Consider the following 26,489-nt stretch of genomic DNA (forward strand, 5'->3'; position numbering starts at 1 on the left):
TCTCCTGACGACATGCGTCATCCTCGGTTCACGCTACGCATGACGAGGGGATATAAACATGGCAGAGGGGGCGGTAAAGGGGAAGAGGGCAGGGCAATAAAAGTCAAAAGGCCAGCGGCGGGCTGACCTTACGCTGTCATCGTTCGATAATCTGCGACACGTCGTCGCGGTTAATCTGCATCTCATTACCCTGCGGATCGCGGTAGCTCACAAGGCCTGTGTCGTCATCGACCTGCGGTTTGCCTTCGGTCAGGATCATACGGCCATCTTTGGTTGCCATCACATAGTCACTGCTACAGCCGGAAACAGCAAATGCCAAACCGACAGCGGAAATTGCTACAGCCCATTTTTTCATCGTTATACGCCTCTTATGGTTCGGATAAATAATTATAGAGTGTAGTAATAACTGTTAAGTATGGGTGAGGTAAAGGAGGGAAATCTTAAAAAAAGTCGGGCTTTGCCCGTGAAAGCCGCGAAAGGGGCGATTTTCCCCTCCCCGAAGCGGGGAAGGGAAGGTGCATTGCAGCAGGAATCAGAGCGGATTTTTCTTACTGCGCAGCAGGTTAAGGGTTTCTACTGCGATGGAGAAGAACATCGCGAAATAGATGTAGCCCTTAGGCACATGCACGTCGAAGCTCTCAAGCATCAGGGTGAAGCCAACCAGGATGAGGAACGACAGCGCCAGCATTTTAACCGACGGATGGCGTTCAACAAATTCACCGATTGGTCGGGCGGCGAACATCATCACCCCAACGGCAATTACCACGGCGGCCATCATAATAAACAGGTGATCGGACAGGCCGACAGCGGTAATCACCGAGTCCAGACTAAAGATGATATCAAGCAGCATGATCTGGAAGATGGCGCCGAAAAAGGAGTGAACGTTGGTTTTCAGCCCCTCTTCTTCGCCCTCGATCGTTTCATGGATCTCTTTACAGGCTTTCCAGATCAGGAACAGCCCCCCGAGCAACAGAATGAGATCGCGAGCGGAGATCGCCTGGCCCAGTACGGTAAACAGCGGATTGGTCAGACGGATCACCCAGGCAATAGACGCCAGCAGCGACAGGCGCATGATCATCGCCCCTGCCAGACCCAGCCTGCGGGCCTTCGCCTGTTGGTGCCTGGGCAGCTTCGCCACGACCAGAGAAAGGAAAATAATATTATCGATCCCAAGCACGATCTCGAGCAGCGTCAGCGTGCCGAGCGCGAGCCATGCGTTGGGATCCGTTATCCATGCAAACATCAAAATAAGTCCTGCCAGAAAAGAAAACGACAATTATATGCCGTGGGCGCGGGTGCATACAAAACTTATTGCGCCCGTCGGGGCGGGGTTCAGGTGATGAAGTGGCGCGCCAGCAGGGCGGCGGTGAAGTTCTTTTTAAGGTAAAAACCACGCGGCAGCGTAAGGATCGGCTGACCCTGGGCGCCAACTGCCTCGGTGAGCGCTTTGCTGTTGGCCGCCTTTGGCCGCAGCTGCAGCACCTCCCCGTGCCGTGCGGTAATGCGCTCCACCTGACCCAGCACAATCAGATCCATCAGCTCCTCCCAGTCGCGGCGCAGCTGTTCGTCCTCGTGCGGATCCGGGCTCCACAGCAGCGGACTGCCCACGCGCCGCTCCGCAAGGGGAATGGCTCGCTCGCCCTCCACCGGCACCCACAGCACGCGCTGGAGCTTGTGCCGCACGTGGCTGGTTTCCCAGATGACCCCGGTATTCCCGGTCAGCGGCGCCACGCACACAAACGTGGTCTCCAGCGGCCGCCCGAGGCTGTCGATGGGAATGGTTTTGAGTTCAATGCCCAGCGCGGCGAAGTCCTGCTCGGGTTTGCTGCCTGCGCTGGCACCCAGCCAGCGTTCGAGCAGCATCCCGATCCAGCCCTTATCCCGTTTAAGATCGGCAGGCGGCGTCAGACCCGCCAGAAGCGCCAGTTCACCCAGCGTCAGGCCGGCCAGACGCCGGGCCTGCAGCAGAAGTTCCGCTTCGTTTTCAGGGGGATGTTGCAGAGGCTGGAAGGTGTGCATAGCGTTTCTGACCTGTGGCGAAAAAATGAACAGCGTTAGAGTGACATGTGGAAAACATCATTACCTGCGGTAAATCCTATGGCAATCTCATGATTTAACGCACTTTTTTTTAGTATAATTTTACTCGCAGCGTACACAAGCGGGGGTTTTCCAAAACTGGTCACTGACAATGAACAGGATCTTACACCATGTTATCCACAGAAAAATGGGATAACTGGGAAAACTTGCCACTACTGGTTCGATCCACAGCCTTGACGGCGGGTGAAAATGCAAATTTTACCCAATTGATGGCCAGGAAAGTGGCATTCTCTGTGGATAAATACGCCGCTGGTCGATCTTTCATCATCACCCGGATCCGCAGTGTGACGATCGTCACGTTTATGGCTGCTTAAGGCCGTTTATATCGATTAACCTAATGAATTAAGGTAAGAATAATTTTTGGCGGCAAACAGGATTACCAGGAGCTTTCTTACTTGTCCTCCGGTAATCATCCACTTCTTCACAGTGATATCCACAGAAAAAGTGAATAAAACCGGATGCGGTTCCCGGTGTCTGTTCATAACTCTGTTGTTTTTTGTGAGTTATTTAAATGTTATTCGGATAACGGGGCTGTAAGAGAGTGGTTTACCGTCACAAAGGAGTATGAAACAATCATTAATATCCAGGTTTATTTGAGGTAGTCCCGTGATCGACGATGATGGCTACCGCCCGAATGTTGGTATCGTAATCTGTAATCGTCAGGGACAGGTGATGTGGGCCAGACGTTTTGGTCAGCACTCCTGGCAGTTCCCGCAGGGGGGAATCAACCCCGGTGAGTCGGCAGAGCAGGCAATGTATCGGGAGCTTTTCGAAGAAGTCGGTTTGCAGAGAAAAGATGTCCGCATACTGGCTTCCACCCGAAACTGGTTACGTTACAAATTACCAAAACGTTTGGTGCGTTGGGACACAAAGCCGGTATGTATCGGCCAGAAGCAAAAATGGTTTCTTCTGCAGTTAATGAGTAACGATGCGGATATCAACATGCAGGCCAGCAGCACGCCGGAGTTCGACGGCTGGCGCTGGGTCAGTTACTGGTATCCGGTGCGTCAGGTTGTATCGTTCAAACGCGATGTATATCGTCGGGTGATGAAAGAGTTCGCCAGTGTAGTGATGGCTTTGCAGGAGACGGCACCGCAACGCAGTGCGCCTCCTGCTTATCGACGGAAAAGAGGTTAAGCCGCGTAATCATGCTCACCCGCCTGCGAGAAATAGTTGAAAAGGTTGCCAGTGCGCCGCGCCTCAATGAGGCGCTGAACATTCTGGTAACCGATATCTGCCTCGCTATGGATACCGAGGTATGCTCGGTTTATCTCGCGGATCACGATCGGCGCTGTTACTACCTGATGGCGACCCGCGGCCTTAAGAAGCCGCGCGGTCGCACTATCGCTCTCGCCTTTGATGAAGGCATCGTTGGCCTTGTGGGCCGACTCGCTGAACCCATTAACCTGGCGGATGCCCAAAAACACCCCAGCTTCAAGTTCATCCCCTCGGTAAAAGAAGAGCGTTTTCGCGCGTTCCTCGGCGTACCTATCATCCAGCGGCGCCAGCTGCTGGGCGTGCTAGTGGTTCAGCAGCGTGAGCTGCGTCAGTACGACGAAAGCGAAGAGTCCTTCCTCGTTACCCTTGCCACGCAGATGGCCGCGATTCTCTCGCAGTCCCAACTTACCGCGCTGTTTGGTCAGTACCGTCACACGCGTATTCGCGCCCTGGCGGCGTCTCCCGGCGTGGCAGTGGCGCAGGGGTGGATGGATTCCACGCTGCCGCTTATGGAGCAGGTCTCCGCGGCGTCAACGCTCGATACCGGCCTTGAACGTGAACGCCTGACCGCCGCGCTTGAAGAAGCCGCCGCCGAGTTCCGCCGCTATAGCAAACGCTTTGCCGCGGGGGCACAGAAAGAGACGGCAGCGATATTCGATCTCTACTCGCACCTGTTATCCGATGCGCGGCTGCGCCGGGAGCTGTTCGACGAAGTCGATAAAGGTTCGGTAGCCGAGTGGGCAGTAAAGAAAGTCGTCGAGAAATTTGCCGAGCAGTTTGCCGCGCTTACCGATGGCTATCTCAAAGAGCGGGCCGGCGACCTGCGCGCGCTCGGGCAGCGGCTGCTGTTCCATCTCGATGATACCATTCAGGGGCCAAATACTTGGCCGGAACGTTTCGTGCTGGTGGCAGATGAACTCTCTGCCACCACCCTCGCCGAGCTGCCCCAGGATCGTCTGGTCGGGGTAGTCGTTCGCGACGGTGCGTCCAACTCTCACGCCGCGATCATGGTGCGGGCGCTCGGCATCCCGACGGTAATGGGCGCCGATATTCAGCCTTCTGTTCTCCATCAGCGTACCCTGGTGGTGGACGGATACCGCGGCGAGATACTGGTCGATCCCGAGCCACTGCTGCTGCAGGAGTACCAGCGGCTTATCACTCAGGAAAATGAGTTAAGCCGAATTGCCGAAGATGACGTTGAGCAGCCTGCCGAGCTAAAAAGCGGCGAACGGGTGCAGGTGATGTTAAACGCCGGCTTAAGCCCGGAGCATGAGCAAAAGCTTGGCAGCCGCATTGATGGGATCGGCCTCTACCGCACCGAAATTCCCTTTATGCTGCAAAGCGGCTTCCCTTCCGAAGAGGAGCAGGTCGCGCAGTACCAGGGCATGCTTCAGATGTTCAATGATAAGCCGGTGACGCTGCGTACGCTCGATGTCGGGGCGGATAAGCAGCTGCCCTATATGCCCATCAGCGAAGAAAACCCCTGCCTCGGGTGGCGCGGTATTCGTATTACGCTCGACCAGCCGGAGATCTTCCTGGTGCAGGTGCGCGCCATGCTGCGCGCCAACGCGGCCACCGGCAACCTGAGCATTTTGTTACCGATGATCTCAAGCATCGATGAAATCGACGAAGCGCGCCGGCTTATCGATCGCGCCGGACGTGAAGTCGAAGAGATGCTCGGCTACCCCATTCCCGCTCCGCCGATTGGCGTGATGATTGAAGTACCGTCCATGGTCTTCATGTTGCCGAATCTGGCGCGCCGGGTCGATTTTATCTCGGTCGGTACTAACGACTTGACCCAGTATCTGCTGGCGGTAGACCGCAACAATACGCGGGTAGCCAACCTCTATGACAACCTGCACCCCGCCATGCTGCGCGTACTCTCGCACATCGCACAGGAAGCCGAACGGGCCGGGATCTCGCTTTGCCTGTGTGGCGAAATGGCCGGCGATCCGATGTGCGTTGCGCTGCTGGTGGGCATGGGCTATCGCCACTTGTCGATGAACGGACGCTCGGTAGCGCGCGTTAAGTATCTGCTGCGCCATATCGATCTTGAGGATGCCCGGACGCTGGCCCGCCGCAGCCTTGAGGCGCAGCTGGCCACCGAAGTGCGCCATCAGGTCGCGGCGTTTATGGAGCGACGTGGGATGGGCGGCCTCATCCGCGGCGGTCGTTAATTCCGGCGCACCGGGATAATGGCAACAAACAACGCGTCCCTTACGCTTCTGATACAACGCAAACCGTGTGCATTACCCTTTTTCCAGACAGGGTGTTGGTCGCGTTTATTACACATCTTTTAAAAGTCGCCAGCACCCGCGGCGGTTACGTTTATGTTATGATTCGCCCCCTTATGGCGTCCGCAACGCGGGCATGCTTATCACCCGCTGTCCACTTCAGCGGTATAACAACGAATCGTGGTGACAGATGAATAGTGGCTATCTGCATTTTCCTGAGTTTGATCCGGTAATTTTCTCTATCGGTCCGCTCTCGCTTCACTGGTACGGCCTTATGTACCTGGTTGGTTTTGTTTTTGCCATGTGGCTTGCGGTACGCCGTGCGAATCGCCCCGGCAGCGGCTGGACAAAGAACGAAGTCGAAAACCTGCTGTACGCGGGATTCCTTGGCGTCTTTTTGGGCGGACGTATTGGTTATGTGCTGTTTTATAACCTGCCGCTTTTCCTGGAGAATCCGCTGTATCTGTTCCGCGTCTGGGACGGCGGCATGTCCTTCCACGGCGGGCTTATCGGCGTGATCATTGTCATGATGGTCTTTGCCAAACGTACAAAACGTCACTTTTTCCAGGTCGCTGATTTTATCGCGCCGCTGATTCCGTTTGGTCTGGGCGCAGGTCGTCTGGGCAACTTTATTAACGGTGAGCTCTGGGGACGTGTCGATCCCAACTTTTCGCTGGCGATGCTGTTCCCCGGCTCGCGCAGCGAAGACGCCGCACTGTTGGCTACGCATCCGGAATGGCAAACGCTGTTTAACACTTACGGTGTTCTGCCGCGCCACGCCTCCCAGCTGTATGAGATGGTGCTTGAGGGTATTGTGCTGTTTATCATCCTCAACCTCTTCATTCGCAAGCCGCGCCCGATGGGATCTGTCTCTGGCCTGTTCCTGATCGGTTACGGCGCTTTCCGTATCATTGTTGAATTTTTCCGCCAGCCCGACGCGCAGTTCACCGGCGAGTGGGTGCAGTACATCAGCATGGGGCAAATCCTCTCCATCCCGATGATTCTGGCAGGTATCGCAATGATGGTCTGGGCGTACCGTCGCCGCCCGCAGCAGCAAATTTCGTGAGGATCCATGAAGCAGTATCTTGAACTGATGCAAAAAGTGCTTGATGAGGGCACGCCTAAAAACGATCGTACCGGCACCGGCACGCTCTCTATATTCGGCCACCAGATGCGTTTTAATCTGCAGCAGGGGTTCCCGCTGGTAACGACTAAACGTTGTCATTTGCGCTCCATCATTCATGAACTGCTGTGGTTCCTCAATGGCGACACCAACGTGGCGTATCTGCATGAAAACAACGTCACGATTTGGGACGAATGGGCAGATGAAAACGGCGACCTTGGCCCGGTTTACGGCAAGCAGTGGCGCTCCTGGGCCGCGCCGGATGGCCGCTATATCGATCAGCTGTCCAACGTGCTTCACCAGCTCAAAAACGATCCCGACTCGCGCCGGATCATTGTCTCTGCGTGGAACGTAGGCGAACTGGATAAAATGGCGCTGGCGCCTTGCCACGCTTTCTTCCAGTTCTACGTAGCGGATGGAAAGCTGTCCTGTCAGCTGTACCAGCGCTCCTGCGACGTGTTCCTGGGATTGCCGTTTAACATCGCCAGCTACGCGCTTCTGGTGCACATGATGGCGCAGCAGTGCGACCTTGAAGTGGGTGATTTCGTCTGGACCGGGGGTGATACCCACCTGTACAGCAACCACATGGAGCAGACGCACCTGCAACTGAGCCGTGAACCCCGCCCGCTGCCGAAGTTAATCATCAAGCGTAAGCCTGCCTCGCTGTTCGAATACCGTTTCGACGATTTCGAAATCGAAGGCTACGACCCGCACCCGGGTATAAAAGCGCCCGTCGCTATCTGACGAAGCCTATCCTTGCACAACCGGCGCCAGCAATGCGCCGGTTTTTTTATGCCTGTTTGTCATTCTTCGGACTTGCTTCCAGCTTTTTTGAACCGATATGTAATGGGGTAAATTTCCTCCGAGGCGCTTTCCAGAATAGGGTTTTCTGTCTGGAAGCGTTGGATGTTTCTGTCAGACTGCGGCCCATGAACAGAAAACAGCAGGGCTTTAGCCTGGTGGAAATGATGGTAGCGATGGCAATCGTGCTTATCCTCAGCGCAGGCGGGTTCACCGTCTGGCAGGGGTGGCAGGCGCAACAGCGCTTAATACAAACCGTGCACCAGCTGCGCAGCTATCTGACGCTGCTGCGAAACGATGCGAACTGGCATAACCGCGAACGCCAGGTCCGGGTAAAACGGGATGGCGAAAGATGGTGTCTGACGAGTGACGCTGCCGGGAGTCAGGGATGCGGCAGTGGGAGCGCCACGGAGTTTATGCCGCAATGGCGCGAAATCCGCCTGGTGGAAATAACGGAAGGACTCGCGTTCTTTGGTCTGCGAAACTCCGCCTGGCCTGGCCATATTCGTATTTGCAACTCTGCCGGCGAGTGGCAGGTGCTGACCTCGGTGTGGGGGCGGATTCGTATTGTCGAAACGCCGGGAGAGACAACATGTCACTGACGCATGGTTTCTCTTTGCCGGAAGTTCTTATCTCTGTGGCGATTGGCAGTACCCTGATGTTGAGCACGGTTAAGCTACTTCCCGCCCTTCAACTGGCCGTGCTGCGTCAGACACAGGATGTTGCTGTGCAGGAAGACCTCTGGCAGCTGGCGTTGCTGGTGGGGAAACATCTGCAGCGGGCGGGGTATTGCGCCGGAAACTGTCGCGGTGACGGGCTGGTTTTAAGCAGGGATGGGCAGTGCGTCATTTCCCGCTGGGATGCGAATAACAACGGCTCCTGGGATACCAGCTCAGCCGAGCCGGAGCAGACGGGCTTTCGGCTGCTCGAGGGAGCGCTCGAAATTGCACGCGGTACTGCATCCTGTAACGGTAACGGTTGGGAGAAGATCAGTGAACCCGCGCTGTTTACGGTAACGCGTTTCGAGGTTAGCCAGCGTCCGCTAAAAGGGTATGCGCCGCGGTTCGTCATTGCGCTTGAGGGTGTATCAGCACGCTACGGTGAAACGCCGCGAACGGTCATGCATCAGGTCACCGGTTATAACCTGCCATGAACCGCGCAACGGGCTTTTCAACTATCGGCATGGCGATGATGCTGCTGCTTCCCGGCACGCTCATGCTCGGGAGCTTGCAGCGACAGTTGAGCGCACACGGATTTGCGGTGGCCAGCGAAAGTCATGCCATCAGGGCTTTTGCACAGGCGGAAGCCGCGCTGGCATGGGCAACGTATCAACGCTGGCAGCCTGATGATCAATGGCAGTGTCGAGCCGCTGAAAATGGTCCTGGCCGCGCATGTCTCCGCCGGACAGACAAACATCGCGTGATGCTGGTCGGGCAAAGCGGGGCAGAAGGCAATGCGATTACGCTCTGGCAGGCCGCAATCCTTGAAAACGGTAGCGTTAGCGCCAGTTCTAATGGCTGGAGTGATTTTTGCCCTTTCAGGGAGGTCGGCAAATGTACGCTTCCCTGAAATCACAGGCGGGTTTTAGCCTTATTGAAGTCATGGTAGCGATGGTGCTGATTGTGGTGATTAGCACCTCGTTGATGGGCTATTACCGTGTTCTGACGCAGGGTTTTGCCGCGCAATGGCAGTATCGTCAGCTCTGGCGTATCGCCAGTAGCCAGGCCGATCTGATAGCGCCACCGTTACCGCCGGGCTGGCAGGCAAGCCGGATGCAGACATCCGCGGATGGATGTGTCAGCATCACCGTTACGGTAACCAGCCCCCTGGGCCGGCAAGGGCAGGTGATGCGTCGTCACTGTCAGATAAATGAAGTTTCTCAGTAGGGTTGTCAGGAGCACGCATGTTACGGGTTTATCACTCAAACCGCCTGGATGTTCTGGAAGAGATCATGGAGTTCATTGTTGAACGCCAGCGGCTTGACGATCCCTTTGAACCAGAAGTGGTACTGGTACAGAGCACCGGCATGGCCCAGTGGCTTCAGATGACCCTTGCGCGCCGCTTTGGCGTAGCGGCTAACATCGATTTTCCACTCCCGGCGCGTTTCATCTGGGAGATGTTCGTCAGCGTACTGGAAGGCATTCCAAAAGAGAGCGCCTTCACCAAGCAGAGCATGAGCTGGAAGCTGATGAGTATTCTGCCGCAGATGCTCTCCCGGCCCGAGTTTGCGATGCTGGGCCACTATCTGGAGGAGGATGATGATGACCGTAAACTGTTCCAGCTGGCCTCGCGCATTGCGGATCTTTTTGACCAGTACTTAGTCTACCGTCCCGAATGGCTCAGCCGTTGGGAGAAAGGCGAACTCGCAGACGGTCTGGATGATGCCCAGCTCTGGCAGGCCCCGCTGTGGAAAGCGCTAGTGGAGCACACCGCGTCGCTCGGACAGTCGGGCTGGCATCGTGCGAATCTGTATCAACGTTTTATCAGCACCCTCGAAAAGGCGGAATCCCGTCCCGCAGGCCTGCCTTCACGGGTGTTTATTTGTGGGATCTCCGCGCTGCCGCCGGTCTACCTGCAGGCGCTTGAAGCGTTAGGCAGGCATATCGACGTGCATCTGCTTTTTACCAACCCGTGTCGTTACTACTGGGGCGATATAAAAGATCCGACGTTTCTCGCCCGTTTGCAAAGTCGGCGTCGTCAGCGCACGGCGCAATCAGAAAGCCGGGCGCTGTTTAAAGATAACGACGCTGCGCCCTCCCTGTTCAATGAGGATGGCGAGCAGGACGTGGGTAATCCGCTGCTGGCCTCGTGGGGAAAACTGGGGCGCGACTATACGTTCCTGCTCTCCGGGCTGGAGCGCTTTGAAGAGTTTGACGTTTTCGTCGACGTCAACGCCGGCACGCTGCTGCAAAATCTGCATTACGATCTGCTTGAATTGCACAATGCCGCAATCGAAGGCAGTACGTTAGAAACCTATGAAACCAGCGATCAAAAACGTCAGCTTGCCTTTGACGATCGGAGCGTAACCTTTCATATCTGCCATAGCCCGCAGCGTGAAGTTGAGATCCTGCACGATCGTCTGTTAGCGATGCTGGAAGACGATCCCGATCTTACGCCGCGCGACATTATCGTGATGGTGGCGGACATTGACAGCTACAGCCCCTACATTCAGGCGGTATTCGGCAGCGCCAGCCCGGATCGATGGCTTCCTTTTGCTATCTCAGATCGCCGTGCGCGCGAGGCTCACCCCGCCGTGCAGGCATTCCTTACGCTGCTGTCGCTGCCCGACAGCCGCTTTGTGTCAGAGGATGTGCTGGCGCTGTTGGAGGTGCCTTCGCTTGCCGCTCGCTTCAATATTGATGAAGAGGGGCTTCGCTACCTGCGGTTGTGGGTACACGAGTCGGGCGTGCGCTGGGGAATGGACGATGACAACGTACGTGATTTCTCACTGCCTGCTACCGGTCAGCATACCTGGCAATTCGGTCTCACTCGTATGCTGCTGGGCTACGCGATGGAGAGCAGCGTCGGCGAGTGGCGCGACGTGCTGCCTTACGATGAGTCGAGCGGCCTTATCGCATCGCTGGTGGGGCACCTGGCCGACTTGCTGATGCAGCTCAATCTCTGGCGCAAAGGGCTGGCTCAGTCCCGGCCGCTGGCGGAATGGCTACCGGTATGCCGCGATATGCTTGACACATTCTTCCAGCCGGATCCGGAAACCGAAGCCGCGCTGGCACTGATTGAACAACAGTGGCAGGCCATGATCGAACAGGGCGTCGAGTCACAGTATCAGAGCGACGTGCCGTTAACGCTGCTGCGCGATGAACTGGGGCAACGGCTCGATCAGGAGCGAATCAGCCAGCGCTTCCTTGCCGGGCCGGTAAATTTCTGCACGCTGATGCCGATGCGCTCAATTCCTTTCAAGGTAGTTTGCCTGCTCGGGATGAACGATGGGGTATATCCGCGAACCCTTGCTCCGCTGGGCTTTGATCTGATGAGCCAGAAACCGGTCCGCGGCGATCGCAGCCGTCGCGATGATGACCGTTATCTGTTTCTCGAGGCGCTGATTTCAGCGCAGCGCAAGCTCTATATCAGCTATATCGGCCGCGACATCCAGGATAACAGCGAGCGTTTCCCTTCGGTATTGGTCCAGGAGCTACTCGACTATATCGGGCAGAGTCACTATCTGGCTGGTGACGAAGCGCTTAACTGCGATGAGAGCGCGCGACGCGTAAAAGAGCATCTGGTGCAGGTGCATACCCGCACGCCTTTCGACGCGGCGAATTTTCTGCCGGGCCATGAGCGTCAGAGCTATGCCCGGGAGTGGCTGCCAGCCGCCTGTGAGGAAGGTGTGCCTCATGAGGCATTCATCAAAACGCTCCCGGCACGTATTGAAGAAGAAATCAGTTTCGATCAGCTTCAGCGCTTCTGGCGCCATCCGGTACGGGCATTTTTCCAGATGCGTCTCGGGGTCAACTTCCGGCTTGAGGAGCCCGGGCTGCCTGATGCGGAGCCTTTCACGCTCGATAGCCTGAGCCGCTACCAGCTGAATCAGCAGCTGTTGAATACCCTGGTAGAGGCGGGCGACCCCGAACCGCTTTTCAAACGCTACCGCGCCGCGGGTGAGCTGCCCTACGGCGCCTTTGGGGAAATCTTCTGGGAAGCGCAGCTTGCGGAGATGCAGGCGCTGGCCGATAAGGTGCTTGCCGGCCGGGCTGAAAGCCAGAGCCTGGAAATTGACCTTACGCTGGATGGCGTGCGGCTAACGGGATGGCTGATGCATGTTCAGCCAGATGGTCTGCTTCGCTGGCGGCCTTCAGTACCGGGTGTGCGCGATGGATTGCAACTTTGGCTCGAACATCTGGTCTATTGCGCAATGGGGCATCAGGGGGAGAGCCGGCTTTACGGTCGTAAAGATACCCAGTGGCACTTCCCGACCCTTGAACAGGCGCAGGCGGAGCACTATCTGAAAGCACTGGTGGAAGGCTATCAGCATGGAATGACCGCGCCACTCATACTGTTGCCGAAGAGCGGTGGCGCCTGGCTTGAGGCCTGCTATGACGCGGCCTCGGATACCATCCTGTGGGATGAAGAAACGCAGCAGAAGGCCAACAATAAGCTGCTCCAGGCTTTTGAAGGCAATCAGATCGTCGAGGGTGAAGGCAGTGATATTTGGTATCAGCGTCTGTGGCGCGGTATGGTGCCAGAGTACCACGCGGCGATTATTGAACAGGCGCAACGCTATCTGCTGCCCCTGTTCCGGTTTAACCAGCCCGATTAACCGTTATGCCACCTGTCCCACCCGCCAGGCCTCAAAGCGGCCAGTGAATGAGTCAGTGCAGTAAAACGACCCGTGCCGTAAACAGGCGCAGGCGATAAATGATGATGAATAGCTGAAGTATCATGTTGTGAGGTTTATGAATGCCTGAGTACCGCACCTGGATTAACGCATGTCTGTTGTCTTTCGCCCTCTGGGCACCGCTGAGTCAGGCCGAATCTGGCTGGCAGCCGCTACAGGAAACGATCAGGAAAAGCGAAAAGGATAATCGTCAGTACCAGGCCATCCGCCTTGATAACGGCATGGTTGTGCTGCTGGTGTCCGATCCTCAGGCTGTGAAGTCGCTTTCAGCATTGGTTGTGCCGGTGGGATCGCTGCAGGATCCCGATACGCACCCGGGCCTCGCTCACTATCTGGAACATATGTCGCTGATGGGGTCGAAAAAGTATCCTCAACCCGACGCGCTCTCTGAATATCTCAAGATGCACGGCGGCAGCCATAATGCCAGTACTGCACCCTATCGAACCGCCTACTATCTTGAAGTCGAGAACGACGCGCTGGAAGGCGCAGTTGACCGGCTTGCAGATGCCATTGCCGAACCGCTGCTGGCGAAAAAGTACGCCCAGCGTGAACGCAACGCGGTCAACGCAGAGCTGACGCTGGCTCGCTCCCGGGATGGGATGCGCATGGCGCAGGTCAGCGCCGAAACCCTTAACCCGGCCCACCCCGGCGCGCGCTTCTCCGGCGGTAATCTGGAAACGCTAAGCGACAAGCCCGGAAGCCCGGTGCATGACGCGCTGCTCGCCTTTCATGAGAAGTACTACTCCGCCAATATCATGAAAGCGGTCATCTACAGCAATAAGTCCCTGGACGAGCAGGCGAAAATCGCAGCGGCCAGCTGGGGGCGTATTCCGAACAAATCCATTGAACGACCCGAAATTACCGTTCCGGTGGTAACCGATAAGCAGAAAGGCCTCATTCTGCATTATGTGCCTGCCCAGCCGCGTAAAGTGGTGCGCGTGGAGTTTCGCATTCCGAATAACAGCGATCGGTTTCGCAGTAAGACCGATGAGCTGATTGGATACCTGATTGGCAATCGCACTTCCGGCACGCTCTCAGACTGGTTGCAGTCACAAGGCCTGGCGGAAGGTATTCGCGCAGACTCTGATCCGGTGGTGACAGGTAATAGCGGCGTGTTTGCCATTTCGGTTGCATTAACCGATAAAGGGCTGGCGCAGCGTGATGAGGTAGTGGCTGCCATCTTTAGCTACCTGAATTTGCTGCGTGAAAAAGGCATCGATAAGCGTTATTTCGACGAGCTTGCCCATGTGCTGGACCTCGATTTTCGTTACCCCTCCATCACGCGGGATATGAGCTACGTGGAGTGGCTGGCTGACACCATGATCAGGGTGCCGGTTGAACATACGCTCGATGTGGTCAACATCGCCGATCGCTATGCGCCAGAGGCCATCAACGCGCGGCTGAACATGATGACGCCGGAAAATGCGCGCATCTGGTATATCAGCCCAAACGAGCCGCACAACAAAATGGCCTATTTTGTTGAAGCGCCATACCAGGTCGAAAAAATACCTACCGCCACGCTGCGTGACTGGCAGAAAAAAGCTGCCGATATTACCCTGGCGCTGCCAACCCTTAACCCTTACATCCCGGATGATTTCTCGCTGATCAAACCGGTTAAGAAGCCGTCCCAGCCTGAACTGCTGGTGGACGAGCCAGGACTGCGGGTGATTTATCGCCCCAGCCACTATTTCGCCAGTGAGCCGCGTGCTGACGTGTCGGTGGTGCTGCGTAATCCAACCGCCATGAACAGCGCGCGTCGTCAGGTGCTGTTCGCGCTTAACGACTACCTTGCGGGGCTGGCGCTGGATGAGCTGAGCAATCAGGCTGCGGTGGGCGGCATCAGTTTCTCCACCAATGCCAACAATGGTCTGATGGTCAACGCTAACGGCTACACCCAGCGTCTGCCGCAACTCTATCAGGCGTTGCTGAAAGGCTACTTCAGCTACCAGGCGACTGACGAGCAGCTGGCGCAGGCCAAATCCTGGTATACGCAGATGATGGATTCCGCGGAAAAAGGCAAAGCCTACGATCAAGCGATTATGCCGGTACAGATGCTCTCCCAGGTGCCCTACTACCAGCGTGACGAGCGCCGTGCCCAGCTGCCATCCATTACGCTCAAGGAGGTAATGGAGTACCGCGAGATGTTGAAAACCAACACCCGCCCTGAATTTATGGTGGTGGGTAACATGACGCCGGAGCAGGCAATCACGCTGGCGCGCGACGTGAAGTCAACGCTGGGATCGCAGGGCAACGCGTGGTGCCGCAACGACGACGTGGTAGTGGATAATGCCCGGCAGGTCCTGTTTAACAAATCGGGTAGCACGACCGACTCTGCGCTCGCCGCTGTTTTTGTCCCGACGGGCTTCAGCGAGGCGCGCAGCGCAGCCTATAGCGCCATGCTGGGGCAGATAGTGCAGCCGTGGTTCTATACCCAGCTGCGTACCGAGGAGCAGCTGGGCTATGCGGTGTTTGCCTTCCCGATGAGCGTCGGACGCCAGTGGGGCATGGGGTTCCTGCTGCAAAGCAGCGATAAGCAGCCGGCATTCCTCTGGCAGCGCTATCAGGCCTTTTTCCCGGACGTAGAAAAACGCCTGCGAAACCTGGACGAGCCAACCTTTAATCAGATTAAGCAGGGTGTCATTAACGAAATGCTGCAGGCGCCGCAAACACTGGGCGAAGAAGCGTCGCAACTGAGTAAAGACTTTGACCGTGGTAACATGCGCTTCGATTCTCGTGACAACGTGGTTGCGGAGATTAAAACGCTGACGCCGCAAAAGCTGGCTGATTTCTTCCACCAGGCAGTGGTTGCTCCGCAGGGTATGGCGATTCTCTCGCAGATTTCCGGCCAGCAGCCGGGCAAGGCGGGGTATGCCGCGCCCCAGGGCTGGAAGGTCTGGGACAGCATCAGCGGCCTGCAACAAACATTACCTCTGATGAGCGCTAAAAAATGACCACCACCGCAGAACCTCTCGATCCTCTACGATTGCCGCTACTTGGTGAGCGGCTTATCGAGGCGTCTGCGGGGACTGGTAAAACCTTTACCATCGCCGCGCTTTATCTGCGGTTACTGCTCGGTCTGGGCGGCAGCCATGCGTTTCCTCGCCCGCTGTCGGTCGAAGAGCTACTGGTGGTGACCTTTACCGAAGCGGCGACTGAGGAGCTGCGTGGCCGTATTCGCGCCAATATTCACGAACTGCGCATAGCCTGCGTACGGGGCTACAGCGATAACCCGCTGTACGACAGTCTGCTGGCGGAGATTGACGATAAACCTCACGCGGCAAAAACGCTGCTGTTGGCCGAGCGTCAGATGGATGAAGCCGCCATCTTCACTATCCACGGTTTTTGTCAGCGCATGCTGAGCCTCAACGCCTTCGAGTCCGGCATGCCCTTTGAGCTACGGCTAATCGAAGATGAGTCCCTGCTGCGCTATCAGGCCTGCGCCGATTTCTGGCGTCGTCACTGCTACCCGCTGCCAAAAGCTATCGCGCAGGTGATCAGTGAAACCTGGTCAGGCCCGGACGAGCTGCTGCGTGACATCAACTTTTACCTCAGCGGCGAAGCGCCACGCATTAAAACGCCGCCTGGCGATGACGAAACCATCGAAGCGCGACATGAAAAGCTGGTGGCGTTGATTGACGACGTGAAGGCCCGTTGGCGTGAAGCCCAGCCCGAGCTTGATGCGCTCATAGAAAATTCGGGTATCAACCGTCAGCGGTTTAATCGTAAAAACCAGGCGGGATACATAGATAAGGTCAATGCCTGGGCACAGGAGAGCACCGTCAGCTACACGCCCCCAGAGGCGCTGGGTAAGTTTGCCCAGAGTTTTCTCGACAGCCGAACCAAAGAGGGTGGCGAGCCGCCACGGCATCCGCTGTTCAGCGCTATTGATGCACTGCTGGCCCAGCCGCTGACGCTGCGCGATCTGGTGATCGCCCGGGCGATGGCAGAAATACGTGCCACGGTGGCAAAAGAGAAGCGTCGACGCGGTGAGCTCGGCTTCGACGATATGCTAAGCCGTCTCGACAATGCGCTGCAACAGCCGGGGGGCGAGGCGCTGGCCGCCGCGATCCGCACCCGTTTTCCCGCTGCGATGATCGATGAATTCCAGGACACTGACCCGCAGCAGTACCGCATTTTCCATGGTATCTGGCATGGCCAGGAGGGAACCGCGCTACTGCTGATAGGCGACCCGAAACAGGCGATTTACGCTTTCCGCGGCGCGGACATCTTCACCTACATGAAAGCCCGTAGTGAAGTTAGTGCTCACTACACGCTTGATACTAACTGGCGCTCCTCGCCAGCGATGATCGAGAGCGTGAACCGCCTCTTTACCCGCATGGACAATCCTTTCTTGTTCAGCGAGATACCGTTTTTGTCAGTGAAGGCGGCGCCCAAAAACAGCGGGCTGCGTTTTACCCTGATGAATGAAACCCAGCCGGCGATGGCGCTCTGCCTGATGGAGGGCGATGGCGTCGGAGTAAGTGATTACCAACATTTCATGGCACGCGTTTGCGCCAGCCAGATCCGCGACTGGCTTGCCGCCGGACTTCGTGGGCAGGCACTGCTGTGGCGCGGTGAAACGGCTCGTCCGGTCGCGGCGTCGGATATCACCGTGCTGGTGCGTAGCCGTAATGAAGCGGCGCTGATTCGCGACGCGCTCTACGCGCTGAACATTCCCTCGGTGTATCTCTCGAACCGCGACAGCGTCTTTAGCACGCCGGAAGCGCTGGAGCTGCTGTGGCTGCTCCAGGCGGTGCTGGCGCCTGAAGTCGAGAACGCGCTGCGAAGCGCGATGGCAACCAGCATGCTCGGCCTGACCGCCGTGGATATTGAACTGCTGAATAACGATGAACAGGCGTGGGATGCGCTGGTAGAGGAGTTTGACGGCTATCGGCAACTCTGGCTTAAGCGCGGCGTTATGCCGATGCTGCGTGCGCTGATGACCCACCGTCAGGTGGCGGAAAATCTGCTGGCGACCCCAGGCGGCGAGCGCCGTTTGACCGATATCCTGCACCTCAGCGAGCTGTTGCAGGAGGCCTCCGCCCAGACCGACAGCGAACATGCGCTGGTGCGCTGGCTGGCGCAGCACATTGCCGAGCCGGATGCCAACGCGTCAAGCCAGCAGCTGCGCCTCGAGAGCGACCGCCATCTGGTCCAGATTGTCACCATTCACAAATCCAAAGGGCTTGAGTATCCGCTGGTCTGGCTGCCGTTTATCGCCAACTTCCGCGAGCAGGACCAGGCGTTCTATCACGACCGCACAACTTTTGAAGCGGTGCTGGATCTCGACAAAAATCCGCAGAGCATTGAACTGGCGGAAGCCGAAAGGCTGGCAGAGGATCTTCGCCTGCTTTACGTGGCGCTCACGCGCTCCATCTGGCACTGCAGCCTGGGGATTGCCCCGCTGTTTCGTGGCCGGGGGGCAAAAAAAGGGCCGACTCATTTTCACCAGAGCGCGATTGGGCGCCTGCTGCAACAGGGCGACGCGCTGGACGCCTCACAGCTTGTCAGCTGCCTTGAGGCCTTCTGCGAGGGGCCGGTTGCGCTGCGATATCCGCACACCGAGGACGATTCGCCCTGGCTGCCGCCAGCCCGAGAAGCATCCCCTCTGGGCGCGCGGGCGCTGGCGCGTAACGTCATTGATGACTGGCGAGTCACCAGCTACTCGGGCCTGCAACAGCACGGCGCGAGCGTAGCGCAGGACCTGATGCCAAAACTGGATCTGGACGCCGCCGGAGAAGCGCAGCCGACGGAACGCCCTGTGCTGTCGGCACACACCTTCCCGCGCGGTGCGTCACCGGGTACGTTTTTGCATAGCCTGTTTGAAACCCTGGATTTCACGCAGCCGGTCGATCCCCTGTGGGTGGCAGAGCAGTTACAGCTCGGTGGATATGATGAAAGCTGGCAGCCGGTGCTGACCGACTGGCTTGAAAACATTCTGCAGGCGCCGCTTAACGAGACCGGCGTATCGTTGCGCCAGCTCAGCGCCCGGGAGAAACAGGTCGAGCTGGAGTTTTACCTGCCCATTGCCTCGCCGTTGCAGGCGCAGAAATTGGATGCCGCGATCCGCCAGCACGATCCGCTCTCGGCGGGCTGCCCGCCGCTCAACTTTCGCCAGGTGCGCGGCATGCTGAAAGGCTTTATCGATCTGGTGTTTCGCTGGCAGGGGCGCTATTACCTGCTCGATTACAAATCAAACTGGCTGGGCGAGAGCAGCGAGGCCTATACCGGGCAGGCGATGGCGCGCGCGATGCAGTCGCACCGCTATGACCTGCAGTACCAGCTCTATACTCTGGCGCTGCACCGCTATTTACGCCACCGTATGGCCGATTACGACTATGACCGCCACTTTGGCGGCGTCATCTATCTCTTTTTACGCGGCGTGGAGGGCGACGGCTTATCACAGGGCATCTTCTCCACCCGCCCGGAACGCGCGTTGATTGAAAAAATGGACCAGCTGTTTGCCGGTGAATCCGCCGAGGAAGCGTTATGAAGATGCGCCACCTGCTGTTGCAGGCCGTAGAACGTAAGTGGCTGCGTGCGCTGGACGCGCAGTTCGCCATGATGATCGCCGGCGAAGATGAACCGGCGCTGATGCTTGCCGCCGCGCAGCTGAGCTTTGATGCCGGCGAAGGGCACGTTTGTCTGCCGCTGGCGCGCCTGAACCCGCAACGCTGTTTCGCATGGCGTGACCCGGACCTCGCGCAGGCGCTGTTCAGCGAGGCGGGGGCGCCCAAGGACTGGCGCGACACGCTGTGTCGTTCGGTGGCGGTGGCGCAGGAGCATGAGGAAACGCCTGCGCCGCTCAAGCTTATCGCCGACCGCCTCTATCTGAACCGCATGTGGCGCAATGAGCAGTGCGTGGCGCGCTTCTTCCGGGACGGCAACCAGCCGGTGGAGCATGATGAAGTCAGGCTGGCCGCCACGCTTAACGCGCTGTTTCCCGATCAGGAGACGCCCGACTGGCAAAAAGTGGCCGCGGCGGTGGCGCTGACCCGGCGCATCTCGGTGATTTCCGGCGGGCCGGGTACCGGAAAAACTACCACCGTAGCCAAGCTGCTGGCAGCGCTGGTGCAGATGGCGAACGGCAAACCGCCGCGTATCCAGCTGGCTGCGCCGACCGGTAAGGCCGCGGCGCGTCTTACTGAATCGCTCGGTAAGGCGCTGAGCCAGCTGCCGATTGACGAGGCGCAGAAAACGCTGTTTCCCGCGGAGGCGCGCACGCTTCACCGCCTGCTGGGCGCCCAGCCCGGTAGCCAGCGTCTGCGTCATCACGCCGCGAACCCGCTTCACCTTGATGTGCTGGTGGTGGATGAGGCGTCGATGATCGACCTGCCGATGATGGCGCGGCTGATCGAGGCGCTTCCCCCTGCGGCGCGGGTGATCTTTTTAGGCGATCGCGATCAGCTGGCTTCGGTTGAAGCGGGCGCGGTGTTGGGCGACGTGTGCCATTTTGCCAGCCATGGTTACACCTCTGCCCGGGCGGGCGAGCTACAGCGCATCACTGGCTGCGAACTGCCGACCGGCGAAGGGCGGCGAGCCGGGCCGCTGCGTGATGCGCTGTGCCTGCTGCAAAAGAGCTACCGCTTCGGGAGTGACTCCGGCATCGGCCAGTTGGCCTCGGCGGTGAACCGCAGCGATACCCTGGCGGTGAACACCATTCTGCAGCAGGGGTATGCCGACATCGCACTGCATCCCCTGCACAGCCGCGAGGAGTGTGTGGCGATGGTAGAGGCGTTGGCGCAAAGCTACGAGGCGTTTTTGGAGACCGTGAAGCAGCAGGCGTCGCCCGAGGCCGTGCTGGCCGGCTTCAGCCGTTTCCAGGTGCTGTGCGCCCTGCGTGACGGTCCGTTTGGTGTATCAGGGCTGAATGAGCAGATCGAACAGGTGCTGGTGCGCAAGCGCCGTATACAGGTCGATCCGCTTTCACGCTGGTACGAGGGCAGGCCGATTATGATCTCCCGTAACGACAGCGCGCTTGGGTTATTCAACGGTGATATTGGTATCGCGCTCGATCGCGGCCAGGGACTGCGCGTCTGGTTCCCGATGCCGGACGGCACCATTAAGTCGGTGCAGCCGGGGCGACTGCCAGCGCACGAAACCGCCTGGGTCATGACGGTGCACAAGTCACAGGGCTCGGAGTTCGATCACGCGGCGCTGGTGCTGCCAACGCAGTTTACTCCGGTAGTGACGCGTGAACTGGTGTATACCGCCATCACCCGGGCGCGCAGCAGGCTCTCGCTCTATGCCAGCGAGCGGGTGCTGGAGCAGGCGATTGATACGCGCATTGAACGGCGCAGCGGATTAATGGCGATTTTTGAGGCGCAGGAATAGCACAGGGCTCCCGAAGGAGCCCGGCTAATATCAGGTCAGGTCCGCCATCAGCACCTTCGAGCGACGCTGATAGTTATACATCTCTTTTTTACTTTCCGGCAGCGAATCAATATCCACCGGGGTAAAACCGCGTTCCTGGAACCAGTGAATGCTGCGCGTCGTCAGCACGAACAGCTTGCTGAGCCCCATCTGTTTCGCCTGAAGCTCAATGCGCTGGAGCAGCACTTCTCCCCGCGCCGAGCTGCGGTAGTCGGGGTGCACCGCCACGCAGGCCATCTCACCGATTTTCTCTTCCGGGAAGGGGTAGAGCGCGGCGCAGGCGATAGTCAGATTATCCCGCTGAATGATGGTGAACTTGTCGATCTCCATCTCCAGCTGTTCACGGGAGCGGCGGACCAGGATCCCCTGTTGCTCAAGCGGGCGAATCAGCTCAAGGATGCCGCCGATGTCATTGATCGTGGCGCGGCGAATCTGTTCGGCGCTCTCCATTACAATCTGCGTGCCGATGCCGTCCCGGGAGAACAGCTCTTCAAGCAGGGCGCCATCTTCCTGATAGCTGATCAGATGGCTGCGGCGAACCCCGCTGCGGCAGGCTTTCACCGCCCCGCGCAGAAAGCGCACCGTACCGGAGTGATAGTCGCCTTTCTCTTCCAGCGCTTCCACCCGCGCCTGCGCCTCGTTGGGGAACAGCTCCGAAATGATGTTGCCGTCGTCGTCGGTTACGCCCTGTGAGGAACAGAAACCGATCATTTTTTCCGCCTTCAGCTTGCTGGCAAGCTGGGTGGCGACCTCTTCTGACGTCAGGTTGAAGCTCTCGCCGGTGACCGATACCGCCACCGGCCCCATCAGCACGATGGCGCCGCTGTCGAGCTGGCGGTGAATCGCCTCTTCATCAATGCGGCGGATGCGTCCGCTGTGGCAGTAGTCGATGCCGTCATCCACGCCCAGCGGCTGGGCAATGATAAAGTTACCGCTGACCACATTAATATGCGCGCCCTGCAGCGGCGTGTTGTTCAGGCTCATGGAGAGGCGTGCGGTGATATCAAGCTGCAGCAGACCCGCGGCCTGCTTAACCAGTTCAAGGGTTTTGGCATCGGTGACGCGCGTGTGCTTGTGATAAACCGGCTCGTGATGATGCGCCGCCAGGTTGGCGTCAATCTGGGGACGGGCGCCATAAACCAGCACCAGCCGGATACCCAGACTATGCAGTAGGCCGATGTCGTTGACGATACTGGAAAAGTTTTCATGCTCAATGGCTTCGCCGCCCAGCATGATGACAAACGTCTTGCCCCGGTGGGCATTTATATAAGGAACTGAATGGCGGAATCCCTGCACCAGTTCGATTCTACGCTCCTTAACCACGGCACACCCTCATTGAATTTTTATTCGTAATTTTTGTATTTTTATTCTTTTATCGCCGAGGGTGCAAGCACGAATTTTATTCCTGCCTCAGGATAAGCCTTACGCGTGAAGGAGATGTGACATAACGTTTACCCTTTAATAGATGACAGCGTTAGCGCCTTTCGCTAAAGTTTTCCTCCAATTTTAAGAATGTACGCAGCATTTCAGGTTATTTATTCGGGAGTGGCATGTCAGGATCCAACTCAGGCGTAAGCCGCCGTCATTTGTTGCAGGGGGCGGGGGCAATGTGGTTGCTAAGCGTCAGTCAGGTCGGCCATGCGGCGTCGAGCCAGATCATTGCCGTCCGCGTCTGGCCTGCATCAACCTATACGCGTGTCACTATCGAATCCAACCGGGTACTGAAGTACCGCCAGTTTGCCCTGAGCAACCCCGAACGCGTGGTGGTGGATATCGAAGGCATCAGCCTTAACTCGGTATTAAAAGGGCTTGGAAACCAGATCCGCAGCGACGATCCCTTTATTAAGTCGGCGCGCGTCGGGCAATTTGACCCTAACACGGTACGAATGGTGTTCGAGCTGAAGCAGAACGTCTCTCCGCAGCTTTTTGCCCTGGCACCGGTGGCAGAGTTCAAAGAGCGCCTGGTGATGGATCTCTATCCGGCGAACGGCGATCACTCCGAGGATCCGCTGCTGGCGCTGCTTGAAGATTACAACAAGGGCGAGCTGGAGAAAAAAACGCCGTCCGGGCCGCAGCCAGGCAAGGCGGGGCGCGACCGTCCGATCGTCATCATGATCGATCCGGGGCACGGGGGGGAAGATCCCGGCGCCATCGGCAAATACAAAACTCGTGAGAAGGATGTGGTGCTGCAGATTGCCCGCCGTCTGCGCACGCTGATTGAAAAGAAACCCAACATGAAGGTCTTTATGACGCGCAACGAGGATGTGTTTATCCCGCTGAAGGTGCGCGTTGCTAAAGCCCAGAAGCAACGGGCGGATCTGTTTGTGTCGATCCATGCCGATGCGTTTACCAACCGCGCCGCGCGCGGCTCGTCGGTATTTGCGCTGTCGACGAAGGGCGCGACCAGTACCGCCGCCAAATACCTGGCCCAGACCCAGAACGCCGCGGATCTCATCGGTGGGGTGAGCAAGAGCGGTGACCGCTACCTCGACCACACGCTGTTCGACATGGTGCAGTCCCTGACCATCAACGACAGCCTGAAGTTTGGTAAAGAGGTGCTTAAACGACTGGGCGGGGTTAACAAACTGCACAAGAACAGCGTCGATCAGGCCGGGTTTGCGGTGCTGAAAGCGCCAGAGATCCCGTCGATTCTGGTGGAGACGGCGTTTATCAGTAACGTTGAGGAAGAGCGGAAGCTGCGCACCGCGGCGTTTCAGCAGCAGGTGGCGGAATCTATTCTGGCAGGGATTGAAGCCTATTTTGCCGATGGGGCGAGAATGGCACGGCGCGGATAACGCGCCGTTTTTTGCGGCGGCGCTGAATAGCAGGCATAAAAAAACACCCGTAAGGGTGCTTATTTATCAGTAGTTGGTTGCGGGGGCCGGATTTGAACCGACGACCTTCGGGTTATGAGCCCGACGAGCTACCAGGCTGCTCCACCCCGCGTCCGTCTAACTACATCTTACTTCACTTACTGTTACGTGCTTTTGGCTGATGCCAGCATCGTAATTGGTTGCGGGGGCCGGATTTGAACCGACGACCTTCGGGTTATGAGCCCGACGAGCTACCAGGCTGCTCCACCCCGCGTCCGTGGAAGCGCACTATACTCCGCTCGCTCTTTGATGCAACCCTTTTTTCCAACAAATCTCGAAGTTTGGCTCAGGTTGGCTAATTATCCGGCCATTTGTTCAATTATCAGGCGCATTTGCCGCGCGGCAGCGGCTTCACATTTCAATCCCAGGTACGGTTTGCTATCTTCCTTCGCACGCCGTGAAAATTCCGGAGAGATCATGAAAGGACGTTGGGCACACTATCTGTTAACAGGGGCAATGATTGCGCTGCTTGCCGCCTGTACCTCTAAGCCTACCGACCGCGGGCAGCAGTACAGCGACGGTAAATTCACACAGCCTTTTTCGTTAGTTAACCAGCCGGACGCCGTTGGTGCGCCGATTAACGCCGGCGACTTCTATGAGCAGGTGAACCAGATCCGCAGCGCCTCGCCGCGTCTCTATGGCAGCCAGAACAACATCTATAGCGCGGTGCAGGAGTGGCTACGCGCCGGGGGCGATACCCGTAACCTGAACCAGTTCGGTATTAATGCCTGGCAGATGGAAGGGGCCGACCGCTACGGTAACGTACAGTTCACTGGCTACTACACGCCGGTGATACAGGCGCGCCATACCCGCCAGGGTGAATTCCAGTACCCCATCTACCGTATGCCGCCGAAGCGCGGTCGCCTGCCGTCACGCGCGGAGATCTACGCCGGGGCGCTGAGTGAAAACTACGTCATCGCCTGGAGCAACTCCCTGATGGATAACTTCATCATGGACGTACAGGGCAGCGGCTATATCGATTTCGGCGACGGCAGCCCGCTCAATTTCTTTGCCTATGCCGGCAAGAACGGCCATGCCTACCGCAGCATCGGCAAAGTGCTGATCGATCGCGGGGAAGTGAAGCGGGAAGATATGTCGATGCAGGCGATTCGCCACTGGGGGGAAACCCACAGCGAGGCGGAAGTGCGCGAACTGCTGGAGCAGAACCCGTCCTTTGTGTTCTTTAAACCGCAGTCCTATGCTCCGGTGAAAGGCGCCAGCGCCGTGCCGCTGATTGGCCGCGCCTCGGTGGCGTCAGACCGTTCAATCATTCCGGCGGGCACCACCCTGCTGGCTGAAGTGCCGCTGCTGGACAATAACGGAAAATTTAACGGACAATATGAGCTTCGCCTGATGGTGGCGCTGGATGTTGGCGGAGCAATTAAAGGCCAGCACTTTGACATCTATCAGGGCATTGGCCCGGACGCCGGGCATCGTGCCGGCTGGTATAACCATTATGGCCGCGTATGGGTGCTGAAAAACGCCCCCGGCACTGGTGGAACCGGTAACGTCTTTAGCGGCTGATCGGCGTGACGGAGGGGCCTCCCTCCGTCGTGCGTGCCCCGTTTCGACACGACTTAATATTCCCAGAGGTTTTCATGTCTGTAGTTCTCACCGACGCATGGCGCCAGCGCTTTGGCGGTACGGCACGTTTATATGGCGAATCCGCGCTGGCCCACTTTGCGGCGGCCCATATCTGCGTGGTCGGTATCGGCGGTGTAGGGTCATGGGCTGCGGAAGCGCTGGCCCGGACCGGTATCGGTGCCATCACGCTGATAGACATGGATGATGTGTGCGTCACTAACACCAATCGGCAGATCCACGCTCTGCGGGAAACCGTGGGCCAGGCTAAAGCCGAAGTAATGGCGGAGCGCATTCGGCAGATCAATCCGGAGTGCCGCGTAACCGTCGTGGATGATTTCGTGACGCCGGACAACGTCGCCACGCTGATGAATCAGGGCTTCAGCTATGTGATTGACGCCATCGACAGCGTGCGCCCTAAAGCGGCGCTTATCGCTTACTGCCGCCGCTACAAGATCCCGCTGGTGACTACCGGCGGCGCGGGCGGGCAGATCGATCCCACCCAGATCCAGGTCGCGGATCTGGCAAAAACCATTCAGGATCCGCTGGCGGCGAAGCTGCGCGAGCGGCTGAAAAGTGATTTTGGCGTGGTGAAGAACAGCAAGGGCAAGCTTGGCGTAGACTGTGTGTTTTCCACCGAAGCGCTGGTCTATCCGCAGGCGGATGGCTCGGTGTGTGCGGCGAAAAGTACGGCGGAAGGCCCGAAACGCATGGACTGCGCCTCGGGATTTGGCGCGGCCACCATGGTCACCGCTACCTTTGGCTTTGTTGCCGTGTCCCACGCCCTTAAAAAGCTGCTGGCGAAAGCGGCGCGCGACGCCGCCGCGTAGTCA

General features: G+C 57.9%; 20 protein-coding genes, 2 tRNA genes and 1 pseudogene. 16 read left to right on the forward strand and 7 right to left on the reverse strand.

What is annotated here, in order from left to right; genetic code table 11:
* Positions 1–136: 136 nt before the first annotated feature.
* The 4 genes and pseudogenes from DW58_RS14955 to DW58_RS21595 all read right to left on the reverse strand — a co-directional run.
* Positions 137–355 (reverse strand): YgdI/YgdR family lipoprotein, encoded by a 219-nt coding sequence (locus DW58_RS14955; RefSeq protein WP_024549403.1) that lies wholly within the window; start codon positions 353–355, stop codon positions 137–139.
* Positions 356–532: 177 nt separating this feature from the next.
* Positions 533–1,246, reverse strand: a complete 714-nt coding sequence (locus DW58_RS14960) for a TerC family protein (protein WP_024549404.1) — start codon at positions 1,244–1,246, stop codon at positions 533–535.
* Positions 1,247–1,332: 86 nt separating this feature from the next.
* On the reverse strand, positions 1,333–2,019 hold the full coding sequence (gene mutH, locus DW58_RS14965) for a DNA mismatch repair endonuclease MutH (protein ID WP_024549405.1): 687 nt from the start codon (positions 2,017–2,019) through the stop codon (positions 1,333–1,335).
* Positions 2,020–2,163: 144 nt separating this feature from the next.
* Positions 2,164–2,226: pseudogene (locus tag DW58_RS21595) on the reverse strand (hypothetical protein); the annotation flags it as partial.
* Between DW58_RS21595 and DW58_RS21155 the strand changes: the two are divergent.
* The 13 genes from DW58_RS21155 (at position 2,208) to recD (ending at position 21,163) form a co-directional block, all read left to right on the forward strand.
* Positions 2,208–2,411, forward strand: coding sequence for a hypothetical protein (locus DW58_RS21155; protein WP_024549406.1), 204 nt, complete (start codon positions 2,208–2,210; stop codon positions 2,409–2,411). The pseudogene DW58_RS21595 and the gene DW58_RS21155 sit on opposite strands and share 19 nt — an antisense overlap.
* A gap of 292 nt (positions 2,412–2,703) precedes the next feature.
* Positions 2,704–3,234 (forward strand): RNA pyrophosphohydrolase, encoded by a 531-nt coding sequence (gene rppH / locus DW58_RS14975; protein ID WP_024549407.1) that lies wholly within the window; start codon positions 2,704–2,706, stop codon positions 3,232–3,234.
* 11 nt (positions 3,235–3,245) lie between these two features.
* Complete coding sequence (gene ptsP, locus DW58_RS14980; protein WP_024549408.1) at positions 3,246–5,492, forward strand: phosphoenolpyruvate--protein phosphotransferase; 2,247 nt, start codon at positions 3,246–3,248, stop codon at positions 5,490–5,492.
* Positions 5,493–5,739: 247 nt separating this feature from the next.
* Positions 5,740–6,615, forward strand: a complete 876-nt coding sequence (gene lgt, locus DW58_RS14985) for a prolipoprotein diacylglyceryl transferase (protein WP_024549409.1) — start codon at positions 5,740–5,742, stop codon at positions 6,613–6,615.
* Between the two features lie 6 nt (positions 6,616–6,621).
* A complete protein-coding gene (thyA, locus tag DW58_RS14990) occupies positions 6,622–7,416 on the forward strand; it encodes a thymidylate synthase (RefSeq protein WP_024549410.1) in 795 nt (264 codons plus the stop codon).
* Between the two features lie 185 nt (positions 7,417–7,601).
* The gene (locus tag DW58_RS14995) at positions 7,602–8,075 is read left to right on the forward strand and encodes a prepilin peptidase-dependent protein (protein ID WP_024549411.1); all 474 of its coding nucleotides are present in this window, start codon (positions 7,602–7,604) and stop codon (positions 8,073–8,075) included.
* Complete coding sequence (locus DW58_RS15000) at positions 8,066–8,626, forward strand: prepilin peptidase-dependent protein (RefSeq protein ID WP_024549412.1); 561 nt, start codon at positions 8,066–8,068, stop codon at positions 8,624–8,626. Before DW58_RS14995 ends, DW58_RS15000 begins: the two co-directional genes overlap by 10 nt.
* The gene (locus DW58_RS15005; protein WP_024549413.1) at positions 8,623–9,042 is read left to right on the forward strand and encodes a DUF2509 family protein; all 420 of its coding nucleotides are present in this window, start codon (positions 8,623–8,625) and stop codon (positions 9,040–9,042) included. Before DW58_RS15000 ends, DW58_RS15005 begins: the two co-directional genes overlap by 4 nt.
* On the forward strand, positions 9,027–9,359 hold the full coding sequence (locus DW58_RS15010; protein ID WP_024549414.1) for a prepilin-type N-terminal cleavage/methylation domain-containing protein: 333 nt from the start codon (positions 9,027–9,029) through the stop codon (positions 9,357–9,359). The genes DW58_RS15005 and DW58_RS15010 overlap by 16 nt, the downstream gene beginning before the upstream one ends.
* Before the next feature lie 17 nt (positions 9,360–9,376).
* Positions 9,377–12,751 carry an exodeoxyribonuclease V subunit gamma gene (gene recC / locus DW58_RS15015; protein WP_024549415.1) on the forward strand — a complete coding sequence of 1,125 codons (3,375 nt, stop codon included), beginning with the start codon at positions 9,377–9,379 and terminating at the stop codon, positions 12,749–12,751.
* Positions 12,752–12,891: 140 nt separating this feature from the next.
* Entirely contained in the window at positions 12,892–15,780 is a 2,889-nt protein-coding gene (ptrA, locus tag DW58_RS15020) for a pitrilysin (RefSeq protein ID WP_024549416.1), read from the forward strand.
* Complete coding sequence (gene recB, locus DW58_RS15025) at positions 15,777–19,322, forward strand: exodeoxyribonuclease V subunit beta (protein ID WP_024549417.1); 3,546 nt, start codon at positions 15,777–15,779, stop codon at positions 19,320–19,322. Before ptrA ends, recB begins: the two co-directional genes overlap by 4 nt.
* Complete coding sequence (gene recD / locus DW58_RS15030; protein WP_024562360.1) at positions 19,319–21,163, forward strand: exodeoxyribonuclease V subunit alpha; 1,845 nt, start codon at positions 19,319–19,321, stop codon at positions 21,161–21,163. Before recB ends, recD begins: the two co-directional genes overlap by 4 nt.
* A gap of 30 nt (positions 21,164–21,193) precedes the next feature.
* Here the strand turns inward: recD and argA are convergent, their stop codons facing one another.
* A complete protein-coding gene (gene argA, locus DW58_RS15035) occupies positions 21,194–22,525 on the reverse strand; it encodes an amino-acid N-acetyltransferase (protein ID WP_024550695.1) in 1,332 nt (443 codons plus the stop codon).
* A 227-nt stretch (positions 22,526–22,752) separates the two neighbouring features.
* Between argA and amiC the strand changes: the two genes are divergently transcribed.
* Positions 22,753–23,997 carry an N-acetylmuramoyl-L-alanine amidase AmiC gene (amiC, locus tag DW58_RS15040; RefSeq protein WP_024550694.1) on the forward strand — a complete coding sequence of 415 codons (1,245 nt, stop codon included), beginning with the start codon at positions 22,753–22,755 and terminating at the stop codon, positions 23,995–23,997.
* A 74-nt stretch (positions 23,998–24,071) separates the two neighbouring features.
* Here the strand turns inward: amiC and DW58_RS15045 are convergent.
* Positions 24,072–24,148: transfer RNA gene (locus DW58_RS15045), tRNA-Met, on the reverse strand.
* A 64-nt stretch (positions 24,149–24,212) separates the two neighbouring features.
* A tRNA-Met gene (locus DW58_RS15050) sits at positions 24,213–24,289 on the reverse strand.
* Positions 24,290–24,492: 203 nt separating this feature from the next.
* Here DW58_RS15050 and mltA point away from each other — a divergent pair.
* Positions 24,493–25,599, forward strand: a complete 1,107-nt coding sequence (gene mltA / locus DW58_RS15055; protein WP_024550693.1) for a murein transglycosylase A — start codon at positions 24,493–24,495, stop codon at positions 25,597–25,599.
* A gap of 74 nt (positions 25,600–25,673) precedes the next feature.
* The gene (tcdA, locus tag DW58_RS15060) at positions 25,674–26,486 is read left to right on the forward strand and encodes a tRNA cyclic N6-threonylcarbamoyladenosine(37) synthase TcdA (RefSeq protein ID WP_024550692.1); all 813 of its coding nucleotides are present in this window, start codon (positions 25,674–25,676) and stop codon (positions 26,484–26,486) included.
* Positions 26,487–26,489 lie beyond the last annotated feature (3 nt).

The sequence above is a fragment of the Siccibacter turicensis LMG 23730 genome (assembly GCF_000463155.2).
GTDB lineage: Bacteria > Pseudomonadota > Gammaproteobacteria > Enterobacterales > Enterobacteriaceae > Siccibacter > Siccibacter turicensis.